At 58.5% G+C, this 16,881-nt stretch carries 17 protein-coding genes and 1 riboswitch; of the genes, 8 read left to right on the top strand and 9 right to left on the bottom strand.

Annotated elements, in window-relative coordinates; translation table 11 throughout:
• The first annotated feature begins 660 nt into the window (after window positions 1-660).
• Window positions 661-2,676 (top strand): excinuclease ABC subunit UvrB, encoded by a 2,016-nt coding sequence (uvrB, locus tag N6P30_RS05925; protein WP_008501138.1) that lies wholly within the window; start codon window positions 661-663, stop codon window positions 2,674-2,676.
• Window positions 2,677-2,765: 89 nt separating this feature from the next.
• Here the strand turns inward: uvrB and yvcK are convergent, their stop codons facing one another.
• Entirely contained in the window at window positions 2,766-3,674 is a 909-nt protein-coding gene (gene yvcK, locus N6P30_RS05920) for a uridine diphosphate-N-acetylglucosamine-binding protein YvcK (protein WP_008501139.1), read from the bottom strand.
• Window positions 3,675-3,899: 225 nt separating this feature from the next.
• A riboswitch (molybdenum cofactor riboswitch) is annotated at window positions 3,900-4,034 on the top strand.
• Here yvcK and moaA point away from each other — a divergent pair.
• From moaA to N6P30_RS05890, 6 genes are all read left to right on the top strand, one after another.
• Entirely contained in the window at window positions 4,022-5,011 is a 990-nt protein-coding gene (gene moaA, locus N6P30_RS05915) for a GTP 3',8-cyclase MoaA (protein ID WP_008501140.1), read from the top strand. It overlaps the preceding riboswitch by 13 nt.
• A gap of 24 nt (window positions 5,012-5,035) precedes the next feature.
• A complete protein-coding gene (gene moaB / locus N6P30_RS05910) occupies window positions 5,036-5,548 on the top strand; it encodes a molybdenum cofactor biosynthesis protein B (RefSeq protein WP_023292963.1) in 513 nt (170 codons plus the stop codon).
• Between the two features lie 3 nt (window positions 5,549-5,551).
• Window positions 5,552-6,037 carry a cyclic pyranopterin monophosphate synthase MoaC gene (gene moaC / locus N6P30_RS05905; RefSeq protein WP_023292962.1) on the top strand — a complete coding sequence of 162 codons (486 nt, stop codon included), beginning with the start codon at window positions 5,552-5,554 and terminating at the stop codon, window positions 6,035-6,037.
• The gene (gene moaD, locus N6P30_RS05900; RefSeq protein ID WP_023292961.1) at window positions 6,030-6,275 is read left to right on the top strand and encodes a molybdopterin synthase sulfur carrier subunit; all 246 of its coding nucleotides are present in this window, start codon (window positions 6,030-6,032) and stop codon (window positions 6,273-6,275) included. Before moaC ends, moaD begins: the two co-directional genes overlap by 8 nt.
• Before the next feature lies 1 nt (window position 6,276).
• A complete protein-coding gene (gene moaE, locus N6P30_RS05895) occupies window positions 6,277-6,729 on the top strand; it encodes a molybdopterin synthase catalytic subunit MoaE (protein WP_021240989.1) in 453 nt (150 codons plus the stop codon).
• A 64-nt stretch (window positions 6,730-6,793) separates the two neighbouring features.
• Entirely contained in the window at window positions 6,794-7,501 is a 708-nt protein-coding gene (locus N6P30_RS05890; protein WP_023292959.1) for a Bax inhibitor-1 family protein, read from the top strand.
• A gap of 89 nt (window positions 7,502-7,590) precedes the next feature.
• Here the strand turns inward: N6P30_RS05890 and N6P30_RS05885 are convergent, their stop codons facing one another.
• The 3 genes from N6P30_RS05885 to N6P30_RS05875 are packed head-to-tail and all read right to left on the bottom strand — an operon-like array spanning window position 7,591 to window position 10,549.
• Window positions 7,591-8,553 carry a YbhN family protein gene (locus tag N6P30_RS05885; RefSeq protein ID WP_023292958.1) on the bottom strand — a complete coding sequence of 321 codons (963 nt, stop codon included), beginning with the start codon at window positions 8,551-8,553 and terminating at the stop codon, window positions 7,591-7,593.
• Window positions 8,553-9,791: a cardiolipin synthase ClsB gene (gene clsB / locus N6P30_RS05880; RefSeq protein ID WP_023292957.1), complete on the bottom strand. Its 1,239-nt coding sequence runs from the start codon at window positions 9,789-9,791 to the stop codon at window positions 8,553-8,555. The genes N6P30_RS05885 and clsB overlap by 1 nt, the downstream gene beginning before the upstream one ends.
• On the bottom strand, window positions 9,788-10,549 hold the full coding sequence (locus N6P30_RS05875) for an endonuclease/exonuclease/phosphatase family protein (protein ID WP_008501148.1): 762 nt from the start codon (window positions 10,547-10,549) through the stop codon (window positions 9,788-9,790). Before N6P30_RS05875 ends, clsB begins: the two co-directional genes overlap by 4 nt.
• Before the next feature lie 133 nt (window positions 10,550-10,682).
• Between N6P30_RS05875 and N6P30_RS05870 the strand changes: the two genes are divergently transcribed.
• Complete coding sequence (locus tag N6P30_RS05870; RefSeq protein ID WP_008501149.1) at window positions 10,683-11,093, top strand: YbhQ family protein; 411 nt, start codon at window positions 10,683-10,685, stop codon at window positions 11,091-11,093.
• On the opposite strand, the gene N6P30_RS05865 is transcribed toward N6P30_RS05870, so the two are convergent.
• Genes N6P30_RS05865 through cecR form a run of 5 tightly spaced genes read right to left on the bottom strand, consistent with a single transcriptional unit; the run spans window position 11,055 to window position 16,695 of the window.
• Window positions 11,055-12,161: an ABC transporter permease gene (locus tag N6P30_RS05865; protein WP_008501150.1), complete on the bottom strand. Its 1,107-nt coding sequence runs from the start codon at window positions 12,159-12,161 to the stop codon at window positions 11,055-11,057. The two genes, N6P30_RS05870 and N6P30_RS05865, sit on opposite strands and share 39 nt — an antisense overlap.
• Before the next feature lie 9 nt (window positions 12,162-12,170).
• Window positions 12,171-13,304: an ABC transporter permease gene (locus tag N6P30_RS05860; protein ID WP_023292956.1), complete on the bottom strand. Its 1,134-nt coding sequence runs from the start codon at window positions 13,302-13,304 to the stop codon at window positions 12,171-12,173.
• Complete coding sequence (locus N6P30_RS05855) at window positions 13,294-15,033, bottom strand: ATP-binding cassette domain-containing protein (protein WP_008501152.1); 1,740 nt, start codon at window positions 15,031-15,033, stop codon at window positions 13,294-13,296. Before N6P30_RS05855 ends, N6P30_RS05860 begins: the two co-directional genes overlap by 11 nt.
• Window positions 15,026-16,021 carry a secretion protein HlyD gene (gene hlyD, locus N6P30_RS05850; protein WP_008501153.1) on the bottom strand — a complete coding sequence of 332 codons (996 nt, stop codon included), beginning with the start codon at window positions 16,019-16,021 and terminating at the stop codon, window positions 15,026-15,028. The genes N6P30_RS05855 and hlyD overlap by 8 nt, the downstream gene beginning before the upstream one ends.
• Window positions 16,018-16,695: a transcriptional regulator CecR gene (gene cecR / locus N6P30_RS05845; RefSeq protein WP_023292955.1), complete on the bottom strand. Its 678-nt coding sequence runs from the start codon at window positions 16,693-16,695 to the stop codon at window positions 16,018-16,020. The genes hlyD and cecR overlap by 4 nt, the downstream gene beginning before the upstream one ends.
• Between the last annotated feature and the right edge of the window lie 186 nt (window positions 16,696-16,881).

The following is a 16,881-nucleotide window of genomic DNA, read 5'->3' as shown; positions in this document are numbered from 1 at the left end:
TTTTAGGAATAAGTCACAGAAGCGCGGGGGATAAAAAGGGGGATTGCACATCGACGGTGCCGACGGTGTTGAGTTGTGGTGCAGAGCCAGAAATGATGGAAATGTGAGCAAGATCTCGTCAGTTGGTTATGAATGACGCGACTGTTAATCAGCAAAAAAGAGCTATAAAAATTTTTTGCTGCCGCCTCGTGGGAAAATCCGGGAATTTGCAGAGCGCCAGTCTGTATGGGCTGGAAGCAGTTATCCACTATTCCTGTGGATAACCATGTGCATTAGAGTTAGAAAACACGCGATAAGCGAGAGAAGACGCGGCTTACGCCCAAATTGACGCGAAACGCGGCTTTAGAAAATATCGTTTATTTTTTAATTGGTTAGATAAAATCAATTCCCGTCATGAAAGTGTCACCCGTTGCCATAAAACTATCATTACCTGGCTTGACAAATGTTAAAAAAGAAAAAGTTCTGGGGATAACCTGACCTGACTGGTGTTTTATGTTGCCACTGTCCAAATTTTGGCCGCTATCGCGCTAATCATTCAGGCGCTATGCTAAATATCCTGACATGCTACTGGTTTTTCATCCAGTGTTTTTTACTGGCATTCCTGGCAACAAGGAGTAAAATTATTCACCTGCCGCTTATAACGTCATCAGGTTGTCGCCCATGAGTAAACCGTTCAAATTGAATTCTGCTTTCCGTCCGTCTGGCGATCAGCCTGAAGCGATCCGTCGTCTGGAAGAGGGGCTGGAAGATGGGCTGGCGCACCAGACGCTGCTCGGGGTTACCGGCTCGGGTAAAACCTTTACCATTGCCAACGTGATTGCGGATCTCCAGCGCCCTACGATGGTGCTGGCGCCCAACAAAACCCTGGCGGCGCAGCTTTACGGCGAGATGAAAGAGTTCTTCCCGGAAAACGCCGTTGAGTATTTCGTCTCCTACTACGATTACTACCAGCCAGAAGCCTATGTGCCGAGCTCTGATACCTTCATCGAGAAAGATGCGTCGGTGAACGAACACATTGAGCAGATGCGACTGTCGGCCACTAAGGCGCTGCTGGAGCGTCGCGATGTGGTTGTGGTGGCCTCTGTTTCGGCGATTTACGGCCTGGGCGACCCGGATCTCTATCTCAAGATGATGCTGCACCTGACGCAGGGGATGATCATCGACCAGCGCGCGATTTTGCGTCGTCTGGCGGAGCTGCAGTACACCCGCAACGACCAGGCCTTCCAGCGTGGTACGTTCCGCGTGCGCGGCGAAGTGATCGACATCTTCCCGGCGGAATCGGACGATATGGCGCTGCGCGTTGAGCTGTTTGACGAGGAGGTCGAACGCCTGTCGCTCTTCGACCCGCTGACAGGACACGTTGAGTCGGTGATCCAGCGCTTCACCATCTACCCGAAAACGCACTACGTGACGCCGCGCGAGCGTATCGTGCAGGCGATGGAAGAGATCAAAGTGGAGCTGGCCGAGCGCCGCAAAGTGCTGCTGGCGAACAATAAGCTGCTGGAAGAGCAGCGCCTCAGCCAGCGTACTCAGTTCGACCTGGAGATGATGAACGAGCTGGGCTACTGCTCCGGCATCGAAAACTACTCCCGCTTCCTCTCCGGGCGCGGGCCGGGCGAGCCGCCGCCGACGCTGTTTGATTACCTTCCGGCCGACGGTTTGCTGGTGATCGACGAATCCCACGTCACGATCCCGCAGATCGGCGGGATGTACCGCGGCGACCGGGCGCGTAAAGAGACGCTGGTGGAGTACGGATTCCGCCTGCCGTCAGCGCTGGATAACCGTCCGATGAAGTTTGAAGAGTTTGAGGCGCTGGCGCCGCAAACCATCTACGTCTCTGCCACGCCGGGCAACTACGAGCTGGAAAAATCGGGCGATGAGGTGGTTGACCAGGTAGTGCGTCCGACCGGGCTTCTGGACCCGATTATCGAGGTGCGTCCGGTGGCGACGCAGGTAGACGACCTGCTCTCTGAGATCCGCGCCCGTTCCGCCATTAACGAGCGCGTGCTGGTGACCACGCTCACCAAGCGTATGGCGGAAGACCTGACCGAGTATCTCGAAGAGCACGGCGAGAAGGTGCGTTATCTGCACTCGGATATCGATACCGTGGAGCGCATGGAGATTATCCGCGACCTGCGTCTGGGCGAGTTTGACGTGCTGGTAGGGATTAACCTGCTGCGGGAAGGTCTGGATATGCCGGAAGTCTCGCTGGTGGCGATTCTGGACGCGGATAAAGAGGGCTTCCTGCGCTCTGAACGCTCCCTGATCCAGACCATTGGCCGCGCCGCGCGTAACGTCAACGGGAAAGCGATTCTGTACGGCGACAAAATCACCCCGTCAATGGCGAAAGCGATCGGTGAGACGGAGCGCCGCCGCGAGAAGCAGCAGCGCTACAACGAAGAGCACGGCATTACCCCGCAGGGGCTGAACAAGAAGGTGGTGGATATTCTGGCGCTGGGCCAGAACATTGCCAAAACCAAAGCGAAAGGCCGCGGCAAGGCGCGTTCAGTGGTGGAAGAAGATACCGTCGTGCTGACGCCGAAGGCGCTGCAGCAGAAGATCCACGAGCTGGAAGGGCAGATGATGCAGCACGCGCAGAACCTGGAGTTCGAAGAGGCGGCGCAGATCCGCGACCAGCTTCATCAGCTGCGGGATCTGTTTATCGCGGCATCGTGAGTTTTTTGCCCGGTGGCGCTGCGCTTACCGGGCCTACAGGTTTAGCGTCTTTTGTCACCCCGGTAAGCGCAGCGCCACCGGGGTTTTTGTTAACCCAACGCCTGAATCGCTTTCTCCAGCGCCTCGCGCAGCAGGTGGCGGTCGTGACGATATTTAATATCGCTGGCTTCCAGCGGCTCCTGCACCACCACGCGATCGCCAATCCCTGTCACATCCACTTTTGGCCCAACCACGACACCGTCGATAATTTTCTTACCGACGTACTGCTCCATCAGGTCCAGCTTGTCCGCCAGCGACAGGCTCGCCGCTGCCGGGCTCAGCTCACGGCCCAGGTTACCGATATAGACCATCGGCGCCGGGGTGCGGCGCAGCGCCTGCGCCAGCTCTTTCACCAGCAGGATCGGCATCAGGCTGGTGTAAAAGCTGCCCGGGCCGATCAGAATTAAATCCGCATCGCCAATTGCTTCTACGGCTTCACGCGTCGCCGGCACGCTCGGGTAAGTCATCAGCTCTTTGGGCGGCAGCAGAAGCTGGTCAATGTTCACTTCGCCGTATACTTCATGCCCTTCGGCGTCGATGGCCATCAAATCGACCGGTTGTTCAGACATCGGGATCAGAAATGCGTCCACTTTGAGCAGGTTACGGATCAGATTGATGGCTTCAAGAGGCCTTACGCTCAGGTGATCCAGCGCCTTTAACATCAGATTTCCGAGGTTATGTCCGGAAAGTTCGCCATTGCCGCCAAAACGGTACTCAAACATCGCCGATGCGACGCTCGGCTCGGTAATTAACTGGTTCAGGCAGTTGCGCATATCGCCCCAGGCAATACCGCCTTCGGCACGTCTGATCCGCCCGGTTGAGCCGCCGTTATCGGTGGTGGTCACTATCCCTGTCAGCCTTGAGCCGAGTGACGACAAAGAGGACATAACGCGGCCCAGGCCGTGGCCTCCGCCAAGAGCGACCACTCGGTCAAGATCCGCAAAAGTGCGATTGCGCATACGTATTCCTTATCACGTTCGATCGCGTAACAGTAACCTAACTACCCCTAAAAGACGATGCCTCACCCGAAGCAAAATGACGTATATCAATGTGAAAGTGCAGTTTTTAGGTATTCTGTAGCGAAAATGCAGGATTGATTCGCTATATACGCAATTATATAGCGAAAAGCGATAATGGCGCTGTCAGACTTTCCGCGCTACTATCGCCTTAACCACGTTTTCAACACTGAAAACATACACTCTAGCCCTTGTGCCTGTGTCGAAAGATATGGCGCTCTGGCCGTGGCGAATTTGCCACCAGGGTACAGAAAGAAATGACTGTGCCTCCCGTATCTGGAAAGGTGTACATGGCTTCACAACTTACTGATGCTTTCGCGCGTAAGTTTTATTACTTACGTCTGTCGATTACCGATGTGTGCAACTTCCGTTGCACCTACTGCCTGCCCGACGGCTACAAACCGGGCAGCGTCACCAATAACGGCTTTCTCTCCGTGGATGAAGTGCGCCGCGTCACGCGCGCCTTCTCTGAGCTCGGCACCGAAAAAGTGCGTCTGACCGGCGGTGAACCCTCTCTGCGCCGTGATTTCCCGGACATCATTGCTGCCGTGCGTGAAAACGACCGCATTCGCCAGATTGCCGTGACCACCAACGGTTACCGCATGGCGCGCGACGTGGCCACCTGGCGCGATGCGGGCTTAACCGCCATTAACGTCAGCGTGGACAGTCTCGACGCCCGCCAGTTTCACGCCATTACCGGCCAGGATAAATTCCGCCAGGTGATGGACGGCATCGACGCGGCGTTCAGCGCCGGGTTCGAGAAGGTCAAAGTCAATACGGTGCTGATGCGCGACGTCAACCACCATCAGCTGGACACCTTCCTCGCCTGGATCAAATCCCGCCCCATTCAGCTGCGCTTTATCGAGCTGATGGAAACCGGCGAGGGCAGCGAGCTGTTCCGTCGTCATCACATCTCCGGCATGGTCCTACGCGACGCGCTGCTGAAACGCGGCTGGATCCACCAGATCCGCCAGCGCAGCGACGGTCCGGCGCAGGTCTTCTGCCATCCTGATTACGAAGGCGAAATTGGGCTTATCATGCCTTACGAGAAAGACTTCTGCGCCAGCTGCAACCGCCTGCGCGTCTCTTCCGTCGGCAAGCTGCACCTGTGCCTGTTCGGGGACGGCGGCGTGGATCTTCGCGATCTGCTGGCAGACGATGCCCAGCAGGAGGCGCTTGAAGCGCGCATTTCTGAAGCGCTGACGCATAAAAAACAGACCCACTTCCTGCATCAGGGCAATACCGGCATTACTCAGAACCTGTCTTACATCGGCGGGTAATCAGGCTTAAGAAGGAATCAGAAGATGAGTCAGGTAAGCGCAGAATTTATCCCGACACGCATTGCTATCCTTACCGTTTCCGATCGCCGTGGCGAAGAGGATGATACCTCCGGCCACTGGCTGCGCGAGGCGGCCCATGACGCGGGACATCACATCGTCGATAAAGCGATCGTGAAGGAGAACCGCTACGCCATTCGCGCGCAGGTCTCTCAGTGGATCGCCAGCGATGAGGTGCAGGTGGTGCTGATCACCGGCGGCACCGGCTTTACCGCAGGCGATCAGGCCCCCGAAGCGCTGATCCCGCTGTTCGATCGCGAGGTGGAAGGCTTCGGCGAGGTGTTCCGCATGCTCTCCTTTGAAGAGATTGGCACCTCCACGCTCCAGTCGCGCGCCGTTGCCGGGGTGGCGAACAACACCCTGATTTTCGCCATGCCGGGCTCGACCAAAGCCTGCCGCACCGCGTGGGAAAACATCATCGCCCCGCAGCTGGATGCCCGTACCCGTCCGTGTAATTTCCATCCCCATTTAAAGAAATAAGCTATGTCACAACTGACCCACATTAACGCCGCTGGCGAAGCGCATATGGTGGACGTCTCTGCCAAAGCGGAAACGGTGCGCGAAGCGCGCGCCGAAGCGTTCGTCACCATGCTGCCGGAAACGCTGGCGATGATCATCGACGGCAGCCATCACAAGGGTGATGTCTTTGCCACCGCCCGCATCGCCGGTATTCAGGCCGCCAAGCGCACCTGGGACTTAATTCCGCTGTGCCATCCGCTGATGCTGAGCAAGGTGGAGGTAAACCTGCAGGCGCAGCCGGAGCAGAGCCGCGTGCGCATTGAATCGCTGTGCCGCTTAACCGGCAAAACCGGCGTGGAGATGGAGGCGCTGACGGCAGCGTCCGTGGCCGCGCTGACCATCTACGACATGTGCAAAGCGGTGCAGAAAGACATGGTGATTGGCCCGGTTCGCCTGCTGGCAAAAAGCGGCGGCAAATCCGGAGATTTTAAGGTGGACAGCCATGATTAAGGTGCTCTTTTTTGCGCAGGTGCGCGAGCTGGTGAATACCGACAGCCTGACGCTGGATGCGTCTTTTGACAACGTTGCGGCCCTGCGCGCGCATCTGGCGGCACAGAGCGACCGCTGGGCGCTGGCGCTCGACGAAGGCAAGCTGCTGGCCGCCGTTAACCAGACGCTGGTGGAGTTCACTCATCCGCTGAAGGAAGGCGATGAAGTGGCCTTCTTCCCGCCGGTCACAGGGGGCTAATATGAGTGAAACCCGCATTCTGGTTGGCCCTGAGCGCTTTAACGTAGGGACAGAATACAGCTGGCTGGCGGAACGCGACGAAGACGGTGCCGTCGTGACCTTTACCGGCAAAGTGCGCAATCACAACCTCGGTGACAGCGTGAAGGCGCTGACGCTGGAGCACTATCCCGGCATGACGGAGAAATCGCTGGCGGAGATAGTGGACGAGGCGCGAGGCCGCTGGCCGCTCGGACGCGTCACGGTGATTCACCGCATCGGCGAGATGTGGCCCGGCGAGGAGATTGTCTTTGTCGGGGTGACCAGCGCGCACCGCGGCAGCGCGTTTGCGGCAGGGGAGTTCATTATGGATTACCTCAAAACCAAAGCGCCGTTCTGGAAGCGCGAAGCCACGCCGGAAGGGGACCGCTGGGTGGAATCTCGCGACAGCGATAAACAGGCCGCCAGCCGTTGGTAGTCGGTTTACGTGGATGTGTTACTCTTAACGAGTGTGTCTACTTAATCTTAATCAGGAGTGAATCATGGACCGATTTCCGCGTTCCGATTCAATAGTGCAGCAGACCCGTAGCGGCCTGCAGACGTATATGGCTCAGGTGTACGGCTGGATGACGGTTGGCCTGCTGCTTACCGCGTTTATCGCGTGGTATGCGGCGAATACGCCGGAGCTGATGATGTTTATTTTCTCCAGCAAAATCACCTTCTTTGGGCTGATTATTGCGCAGCTGGCGCTGGTGTTTGTGCTTTCGGGTCTGGTGCACAAGCTAAGTGCCGGCATGGCAACGACCCTGTTTATGCTCTATTCGGCGCTAACGGGGCTGACGCTTTCCAGTATTTTCATCGTTTACACCTACTCATCCATCGCCAGCACCTTCGTGGTCACCGGCGGGATGTTTGGTGCGATGAGCCTGTACGGCTACACCACGAAGCGCGATCTGAGCGGTTTCGGCAGCATGCTGTTTATGGGGCTGATCGGGATTGTGCTGGCGTCACTGGTGAACCTGTGGCTGAAGAGCGACGCGCTGATGTGGGCCGTGACCTACATCGGGGTGGTGGTCTTTGTTGGCTTGACCGCCTACGACACCCAGAAGCTGAAAAACATCGGCGAGCAGATCGACGTGCGCGACAGTTCAAACCTGCGCAAATACGCGATTCTGGGCGCGCTGACGCTCTATCTGGACTTCATCAACCTGTTCCTGATGCTGCTGCGGATTTTAGGCAACCGTCGCTAAGGTTGCTTTGCCGGGTGGCGGCTTCGCCTTACCCGTCCTGCGAATCGCGAACCGTAGGTCGGGTAAGGCGAAGCCGCCACCCGACTTATTCACTTCGCCAGCATCCTCTCATTCTTCGCCCGCAGCTTTTTCGCCCGACTTTCCAGCACCAGATAGCAGATCGTTGCCAGCGCCAGCGGCAGGAAGTAATACAGCATCCTGTACGCCAGCAGGGCGGCGATAATCGTTCCCTGAGAAACATGCTCCCCGGCCAGCAGGGCAATAAACACCGCCTCCAGCACGCCGATCCCCGCCGGAATGTGCACAATCACCCCGGCAATGCTGCTCACCAGCAGCACGCCCAGCACGAAGAAGTAATTGACGTCCTCGCCAATCAGCAGCCAGATAATCGCCCCCATGGCCATCCAGTTGGCGCTGGAGACCGCCATCTGCAGCACCGCAAACTTCCACGAGGGCAGGACCAGCTTTTGCCCTTTGATGGTCATATGGCGGCGCTTTGCAAACGCGCAGGCCCAGAGATAAACGGCGATAATCAGCAGCAGCACGATGCCCAGAATGCGCAGCGTGGCCTCGTCGATATACCAGTGCGCGGGCAGCTGCACGACGCCGATGGTGAAGATCACCCCGCCGAGCAGGATATAGCCCAGCCAGTTGGTGGTAATGCTCAGGGAAAAAATGCGCGTGATGGTCCCGCCCGGCAGGCCGAGCCGCGAGTAGAGGCGATAGCGCATGCCAATCCCCCCGACCCAGGTGCTCAGCGTCAGGTTAAAGGCGTAGCAGATAAACGACACCAGCATCACCTGACGTTTGGCCAGCTTGTGGCCGCAGTAGGCCCGACCCAGCAGATCATAGCAGCCGTACATCAGGTAGCTCACGATAACCAGCCCCGTCGCGCCCAGCAGCACCATCCGGTTATAGTTGCGGATGACCTTCCACACCTCTTCCCAGTCCACTTTCTGCGCGTAGACCACCAGCAGCACCGCGACGGCAATAAAGAATACCCAGGTGAGGATCTTTTTTGCCAGACGCCAGCGTGGATGCGATTTTGACATCAGGGTTTGCCTCCGTCTTCCGCTTCAATGCGGTCCTGGGTTTCCATTTCGGGTTGTACCGGCGGGTCCACCTGCGCCAGCTTCGGCGTATGCGCCGGCAGCCAGCCGACCATCGCCGGGAAATGCCGCAGGAAGTGGAACACCACCACGCTGATGCCCAGGTTCCACCAGGTGCGTTTGGGAACCATAGACTCATCCACGCGCACGCAGTCGTTAACGATCAACGCCTGCAGGTTATCCCGCAGGGTCTGGTTAAACTGGCGGTCGTGAATGATCAGGTTGGCTTCAAGGTTAAGCGACAGGCTCAGCGGATCGAGGTTGCTGGAGCCTACGGTGGCCCAGTGATCGTCCATCAGCGCGACTTTGCCGTGCAGCGGCCGACGGCGGTATTCGTAGATCTGGACGCCGCCCTTCACCAGGTAGTTGTACAGCAGCCGCGCCCCGACTTTGACGATCGGCATATCCGGCTCGCCCTGCACAATCAGCTTCACGCGCACGCCGCGTCGGGCGGCATTGCGCATGGCATGCAGCAGGCGATAGCCCGGGAAGAAGTAGGCGTTGGCGATGATCACTTCGCGCTTCGCGTTAGCGAGCATCTTGAGATAGTGACGTTCAATGTCGTCCCGGTGCTCGCCGTTGTCGCGCCAGACGAAAAGCGCCTGCGCTTCGCCAGGCATCCGGTTCTCTTCCGGGCGATGGCGGCGTCGCCACCAGCGGCGTACGGCCTCTTTCCCCGGCAGGTTCTCCAGCTCAAACAGCAAGATGTCCTGCACCACCGGGCCTTCAATGCGAATGGCGTAATCCTGCTTCGCTTCCGGGCCGTAGTCGGACATATGTTCCGCCGAGTAGTTAATGCCGCCGACAAACGCTACCGTCTCATCCACCACCACAATTTTGCGGTGCATTCGGCGGAAAAGGTTGGTCCGCATGCCGAACAGGCGAGGGCCGGGATCGTAGTAGCGGAATACCACGCCTGCGGCGGTCAGTTCATTGACGAACGCATCGCTGAGGTCCGGCGAGCCGTAGCCATCCAGCAGAACTTCAATTTTGACGCCGCGCTGTGCGGCGCGCAGGAGCACGCTGTGCAGCTGCTTGCCGACGTTGTCTTCGAACCAGATAAAGGTTTCGAGGATCACTTTCTGCTGGGCGTTATCAATTGCCTTAAACACGGCCGGGTAATACTCGTCCCCGTTGACCAGCAGCGTGATCCGGTTGCCTTCCTGCCAGGAACATTTCATAAGTGGATCTCCGCGCTGAGCGGGGCATGGTCGGAAAGATGCCGCCAGTTGAGAAGCGCCAGGGCGGTCGGGCTGCTGGCGTGGGCATTTTTAACGTAGATGCGGTCAAGCCGCAGCAGCGGGAAACGGACCGGGAACGTGCGCGCAGGCCTGCCGTTCGCCCGGGTGAAGATCTCCTCCAGCCCGGCATCCACCTTCAACGGATGGTTTGCCCGCTGGCGCCAGTCGTTGAAATCGCCTGCCACGACAACAGGTTCACCGTCAGGCAGCGCGTTGGCCCATTCGGCCAGCATTTTCAGCTGCGCCTGACGATGGGCTTCGCGCAGGCCCAGATGAACGCAGCCGACGTGGATGGGCAGCTCAAGGTCGGGCGGGGTAATGCGGCAGTAGAGCAGGCCGCGTTTTTCGCTCTCCCCGACGGAAACGTCGCGGTTTTCATAATGTTCAATGGGATAACGCGACAGCACCGCGTTGCCGTGATGACCTTCAGGATAGACCGCGTTGCGGCCGTAGGCGTAATCGCTCCACATGGTGTCGGCCAGAAATTCATAGTGCGGCGTGTCGGGCCAGTTCTCAAAGTGAAGCGGATGTACTTCGTGTGCGCCCATCACCTCCTGCAGGCAGACAATATCCGCGCTGACGGTGCGCACCGCGTCGCGCAGCTCCGGTAAAATGAAGCGGCGGTTAAATGCTGTGAAGCCCTTATGAATGTTTATCGTCAGCACTTTAAGCGAGAAATGCTGCATTTTTTTCGTCATAAGCTCCTTCCTGAGTGACTATCCCGATGAAAATAAAGTGTAGTCGTCGTCACAAAAAGATGCGGCGTTACGGAATTTTCCGTAAAGTGCGATAGTCTGATTAAGCAGAGAAAAATCCTTCAGGAGAGAAGCCATGAAGTGGCAACAACGTGTTCGTGTCGCAACTGGCCTGAGTTGCTGGCAGATAATGTTGCATTTACTGGTCGTGGCCGTACTGGTTATGGGCTGGATGAGCGGCACGCTGGTACGTGTTGGCCTGGGGCTATGCGTCCTTTACGGCGTCACCGTGCTGTCGATGCTGTTCTTGCAGCGCCACCATGACGCGCGCTGGCGCGAGGTGGGTGACGTGCTCGAAGAGCTCACCACCACCTGGTACTTTGGTGCGGCGATGATTGTTCTGTGGCTGCTGTCACGCGTGCTGCAAAACAACCTGCTGCTGGCCCTGGCGGGTCTGGCAATCCTCGCAGGGCCTGCGGTGGTCTCGTTGCTGACCAAAGAGAAAAAGCTACGCGATGTTGCGTCTAAACATCGCATAGGCCACTGAGCCTGTCGTGGCCGCGATGACCAGTAGCGGCCACAAACTTCCCCAGACAATATCCAGACTCGCATCCTTCAGATAGATTTGCTTGGTGATATCCGTAAAGTGCCTTATCGGGTTTATCCACGTCAGATCCTGGAGCCACACCGGCATATTCTCAACCGGCGAGACGTACCCGGAGAGCAGGATCGCGGGCATCATAAAGACGAATACCCCGATAAACGCCTGCTGCTGCGTCGAGCAGAGTGCGGAAATCAGCAGCCCAAACCCCACCAGCGACAGCCCGTAAATCACCATCGTGAAGTAAAACAGCGCCAGCGATCCGGCGAACGGGATCTGGTAAGCCCATATTCCCACGCCCAGCACGATGGTGGCCTGAAAGGTCGCGACAATCAGCGCCGGCACCGCTTTGCCGACGAAAATTTGCCAGGTGGCGAGCGGAGAGACCAGCAGCTGATCCAGCGTGCCCTGTTCGCGCTCGCGGGCGACGGAGAGAGAGGTCACAATCATCACCCCGATGGTGGTGATCATGGCGATCAGCGACGGCACCACAAACCACTTGTAGTCCAGATTCGGGTTATACCAGTTGCGCACCACCAGTTCGCTGTTGTTGGGCTTCGGTTTGCCGTCCATCAGCTCCTGCTGGTAATCCTTCACCACCTGCTGGAGGTAGTTGGCTGCGATCTGGGCGCTGTTGGAGTTACGCCCGTCGAGGATCAGCTGCATCGGCGCGGTCTGGAAGGTATCCAGATTGCGGGAGAAATCCGCCGGGAAGCGCACCAGCAGCAGCGCTTTTTGCGTGTCGATGGTGGGCTGAATGTCCTGCGGGCTTTTCAGCAGCAGGATGTGGGTAAAGGCCTTCGCACGCGCAAAGCGCTGCGTTAGCTCGACGGAATGTTTGCCGTTGTCTTCGTTGTAAATAGCAATGGTGGCGTTGGTCACCTCAAGGGTGGCGGCAAACGGGAACAGTAAAACCTGGATCAGCACCGGCAACACCAGAATGGCGCGGGTTTGCGGCTCGCGCAGCAGGGATTGCAGCTCTTTGCGGATCAGTGTCCATAAACGGTGAAACATGCGCGCTCCTTAATCTAACCGCCGTTTGGTTTTCATCCACGTCAACCCGATAAACATCACCGCCGACGCCATTAAAAACAGCGTGTTGATAATCAGCACTACCGGAATATTCCCCGCCAGGAACAGGCTTTGCAGCGTGCTCACGAAGTAGCGCGCCGGAATCATGTAGGTCACGGCGCGGATGACGGCAGGCATGCTGTCTATCTGGAAGATAAACCCTGAGAGCATTATCGACGGCAGGAAAGCGGCGTTCAGCGCCACCTGCGCGGCGTTAAACTGGTTGCGGGTGATGGTGGAGATGAGCAGCCCCATCCCCAGCGTGCTGAGTAAAAACAGGCTGGTGATAAAGAACAGCACGATCAGCGAGCCGCGATACGGCACGCCGAGGATAAAGACGGACACCAGCATGCAGAGCAGCATCGCCAGCATGCCTAGGAAGTAGTAGGGAATAAGCTTGCACAGCAGCAGCTCGACGCGCGTCACTTCGGTGGAAAGCAGCGCCTCCATGGTGCCGCGCTCCCACTCGCGGGCGATGACCAGCGAGGTCAGAATCGCGCCGATCACCGTCATAATAATCGTTACCGCGCCCGGAATAATAAAGTGCTGGCTGATGGCGGCGGGGTTAAACCAGTAGCGCGTCTGCACGTCGATAAGCGGCTTAAATTCTTCACCCCGGTCTTCGGCGCGCTGCATCTGCCAGAGCTGCCAGATCCCCTCCGCGTAGCCCTGCACGAAGTTCGCGGTGTTTGGCTCGCTGCCGTCGGTGATGACCTGGATCGGCGCATCGGTATTTGCCCGCGCCATGTTGGCGGCAAAATCCACCGGAATGACGATAAGACCGCGAATCTTCCCGGCCTGCATCTTCTGGATCAGCTCCTGGCGGTTGTCGCTGATGGTGGCATCAATGTAGGGCGAACCGGTCATGGCGTGGGTAAAGTCCAGCGCCTCTTCGCTCTGCTGTTCGAGTAAAATCCCGACCCGCAGCTTGCTGGAGTCCAGGTTAATGCCGTAGCCAAAGATAAACAGCAGCAGCAGGGGGATCACCACCGCAATCAGCCAGCTGCTGGGATCGCGCACGATCTGCCGCGTCTCTTTAACGCACAGCGCGCGCACCCGGCGCCAGGAAAGGGCGTTACTGCGCATGGGCATTCTCCTTATCCCAGTCGTGGATGAGGGTGATAAACGCCTGCTCCATGGTCGGGTCCGGCACCGCGTCGTCGGCGGCCTGGTTTTTCAGGTCGTCCGGCGTGCCGTGGGCAATCAGCTTGCCGCGATACACCAGCCCGATGCGGTCGCAGTACTCCGCCTCGTCCATAAAGTGGGTGGTCACCATGACGGTTACCCCTTTTTCCACCATGCTGTTGATATGCAGCCAGAACTCGCGACGGGTGAGAGGATCAACGCCGGAGGTCGGCTCGTCCAGAAACAGAATATCCGGCTCGTGCATCAGCGAGCAGGCCAGCGCCAGCCGCTGCTTAAAGCCGAGCGGCAGTTCGTCGGTGGCGTGGGAAGCAATCGTCGTTAACCCGAAGGCGTCGCTCATGCGGCGAATTTTCTCGTTCTGCGCACGCCCGCGCAGGCCGTACACACCGGAGAAAAAGCGCAGATTCTGCTCGACCGTCAGGTTGCCGTACAGGGAGAATTTCTGCGCCATATAGCCCAGGTGCTGGCGCGCCTTGCCGGAGCTGACCTTCAGATCCATATCCAACACCAGCGCTTTGCCGGACGTCGGCACCAGCAGGCCGCACATCATCTTAAAGGTGGTGGATTTTCCCGCGCCGTTTGGTCCGAGCAGGCCAAAAATCTCGCCGCGCTTCACGGCAAAATTCACGTTGTCAGTGGCGGCGAAATCCCCGAACTTTTTGGTGAGGGATTTGGCTTCGATCACCGTTTCGCCTGGCGTACCTTCCACCGTGTGCAGGATCGCCCCAAGCGGCGACTCGGAGGTCCCCGCGCCGCCCAGCAGGTCGATGAACGCATCTTCAAAACGCGGCGCCGTCTCTTCTATCTCAATCGTCGGCATCCCAGGCGCCCGGCGAATATCGTCGACGGTGGCCTCTTTTTTGAGGATGACCCGCACCGAGCGGCCCTGAATCATCCCGTCGCTGACCTGCGGCAGCCTGAGCACCCGCTGCAGCAGCGAGCGGTTGGACGCCTGCGGGCTGTGCAGCAGGAAGCTGCGCCCGGCCATGCTCTGCGTCAGCGTCGTCGGCTCGCCCTGATAGAGCAGCTCGCCTTCGTTCATCAGCAGCACGTCCCGGCACTGCTCCGCTTCGTCGAGGTAGGAGGTGCTCCAGAGGATTAGCATCCCGTCGCCCGCCAGCTCGTGCACCATCTGCCACAGTTCTCGTCGCGATATCGGGTCGACGCCGACGCCGGGCTCGTCCAGCAGCAGCACCTTCGGCTCGCCCACCAGCGTGCAGGCCAGCCCCAGCTTCTGCTTCATCCCGCCGGAGAGCTTGCCCGCCAGCCGGTCGGTGAACGGGCCGAGCGAGGTAAATTCCAGCAGGCGGGCGAAGGTTTTCTCCCGGGTTTCTCCGGTGACGCTGCGCAGGTCGGCGTACAGGTTCAGGTTTTCCATCACCGTCAGGTCTTCATACAGGCCAAACTTCTGCGGCATATAGCCGAGCATGGCGTGGAGCGGGCCGTCGTCTTTTATCGGATCCAGGCCCAGCACGCGGGCCGATCCTTCATCCGGCTTCAGCAACCCCGCCAGCATCCGCATCAGCGTGGTTTTCCCCGCGCCGTCCGGACCGACCAGCCCGGTCACGTAGCCTTTCCGTATGGTGCAGTTCAGCGGCGCGACCGCAGGCTTATCCATCCCCTTAAAGCGTTTAACCAGACTGTTGAGCTGAATAACCGCGTCATTCATGTCGTTCCCCGCTGTTCACTTTTACGGTGACGGGCATGCCCTGGCGCAGGGCGTCGTCCGCATCGGTCACGATGATGCGCAGGCGATACACCAGGTCGGTACGCAGGTCCGGCGTTTCAACCGTTTTCGGCGTGAATTCGGCGGTAGGGGAGACAAAGCCCACCTTGCCGTGATACGGCTTGTCCGGGCGACCGTCGGTATAGAGCAGCAGCTCGCGGCCCGGCTGCATCTGGCCGAGATTGGGCTCATCAATGTAGGCGCGCACCCACACCGGACGGGTGAGCGACAGGGTTAAAACGGTGCTTCCGGCGCTGAGCATGCTGCCTGGCTCGACGGCGCGGGTCATCAGCGTGCCGTCAGACGGTGCGATGAGCGTGGTGTCGTGCAGATCCAGCTCTGCCTGCGCCAGCTGCGCCTGCGCCTGTTCAAGGCTGGCTTTTGCCTGGGCGATATCCTGCGGACGGTTACCGGTGTGGTACTGGCTTAATTTATCCTGCGCGGACTTCAGGGTTGCCTGCGCCTGGTCGCGGGACGAGCGCGCATTTTCCAGGTCATTCGCGGAAATGGTGCGGCTTTTCCACAGCCCCTGCTGGCGAGCGTAGAAGTTCTGCGCGTAGTCATAGGCCGCCTGTGCCTGTTTGACGGCGGCAGCGGCCTGGGCGATCTCTTCGTCGCGATAGCCGGCCAGCATCAGGTCATACTGCGCCTGCGCAACGGAGACGCCCGCTTTGGCCTGCAGCAGCGCGTTCTCATAGGGCGCTTTGTCCAGCATCCCCAGCGTCTGCCCGCTTTTAATGGCATCGCCTTCGTCCACGTTCAGCGAGGCGAGACGTCCGCCTACGCGGAAGCTCATGTTCACCGTGCGAATATCCACGTTACCGTACAGCGTCAGGCCTTTATCCTGATGGCTCTGATACCACAGCCATCCACCGACGCCCGCGGCAAGCAACACAACGACCACCAGAATGATGGCGACAGGTTTTTTCATGACTTCAGGCTCCTTTGCGTTAAGCCTTGCAGGATCAGATCGAGATGACAGGCGATCACCTCACCGATCTGCGCGGCTTTATCCTCATCAAATTGTGTCCAGCCGGTGCGTAACAGGATGGTTTCCCGGCCCAGACGGAAGGCAAGGATTTCACCCAGCAGGGCGTGGGTATGCAAAATTGTCTCGGTATCGTTGGCATCCCGCCCGGTATAGGCGGCGATCAGCCGGGTCAGGTGGGTATGCATCGGGGCAATGACCCGATCGTGTACCCGCTGATAGGCGGCAGTGGGGGAGAGCTGCTCGCGGGAGATAAACTTGCTCAGGTTAAGCGTATCGTCGTGCGTCAGCACGCGGATCATGTTGTGGCAGGCACTCAGGATCAGCTGGCGGATGGCCTCGCGATCGGGCGACGGCTGACCGAGCAGCGCGGTGGCCTCCTCGACGTGCGGGTGAAACTGCGTGCCGATAAAATCGGCGATCCACTCGGCGCAGGCGAGATATAAATCCTCTTTTGAGCCAAAATAGTAGGTAATCGCCGCAATGTTCTGCCCCGCCAGCGCGGCGATATCTCGGGTGGTCGCGTGCAGCCCGTACTCACCAAACTGCGCCAGCGCGGCGGCAATAAGCTGGTTTCTGGCCTGTTCACCTTTGGTTGTTGTGGGTGTTGTATTCATGGCGGCATTAAAAATTAATCAATCGATTGATTAAGATTATGCCTGATTCGCATCCCCGTCGAGGGAACGCGGAGGGATATTTTATGCGCCACGTCACAAAAGCTGCTACACTCCGCCCCTTCGCGACATTGTGGTTTTTGTCCTCTCAATTGTTATATCTCCCTGAAAACTACACCTGTGATGGTC

The organism is Enterobacter sp. PL1 (assembly GCF_945957325.1).
In the GTDB taxonomy this organism is placed as follows: domain Bacteria; phylum Pseudomonadota; class Gammaproteobacteria; order Enterobacterales; family Enterobacteriaceae; genus Enterobacter; species Enterobacter roggenkampii.
This window is presented reverse-complemented; position numbering and strand designations above follow the sequence as displayed.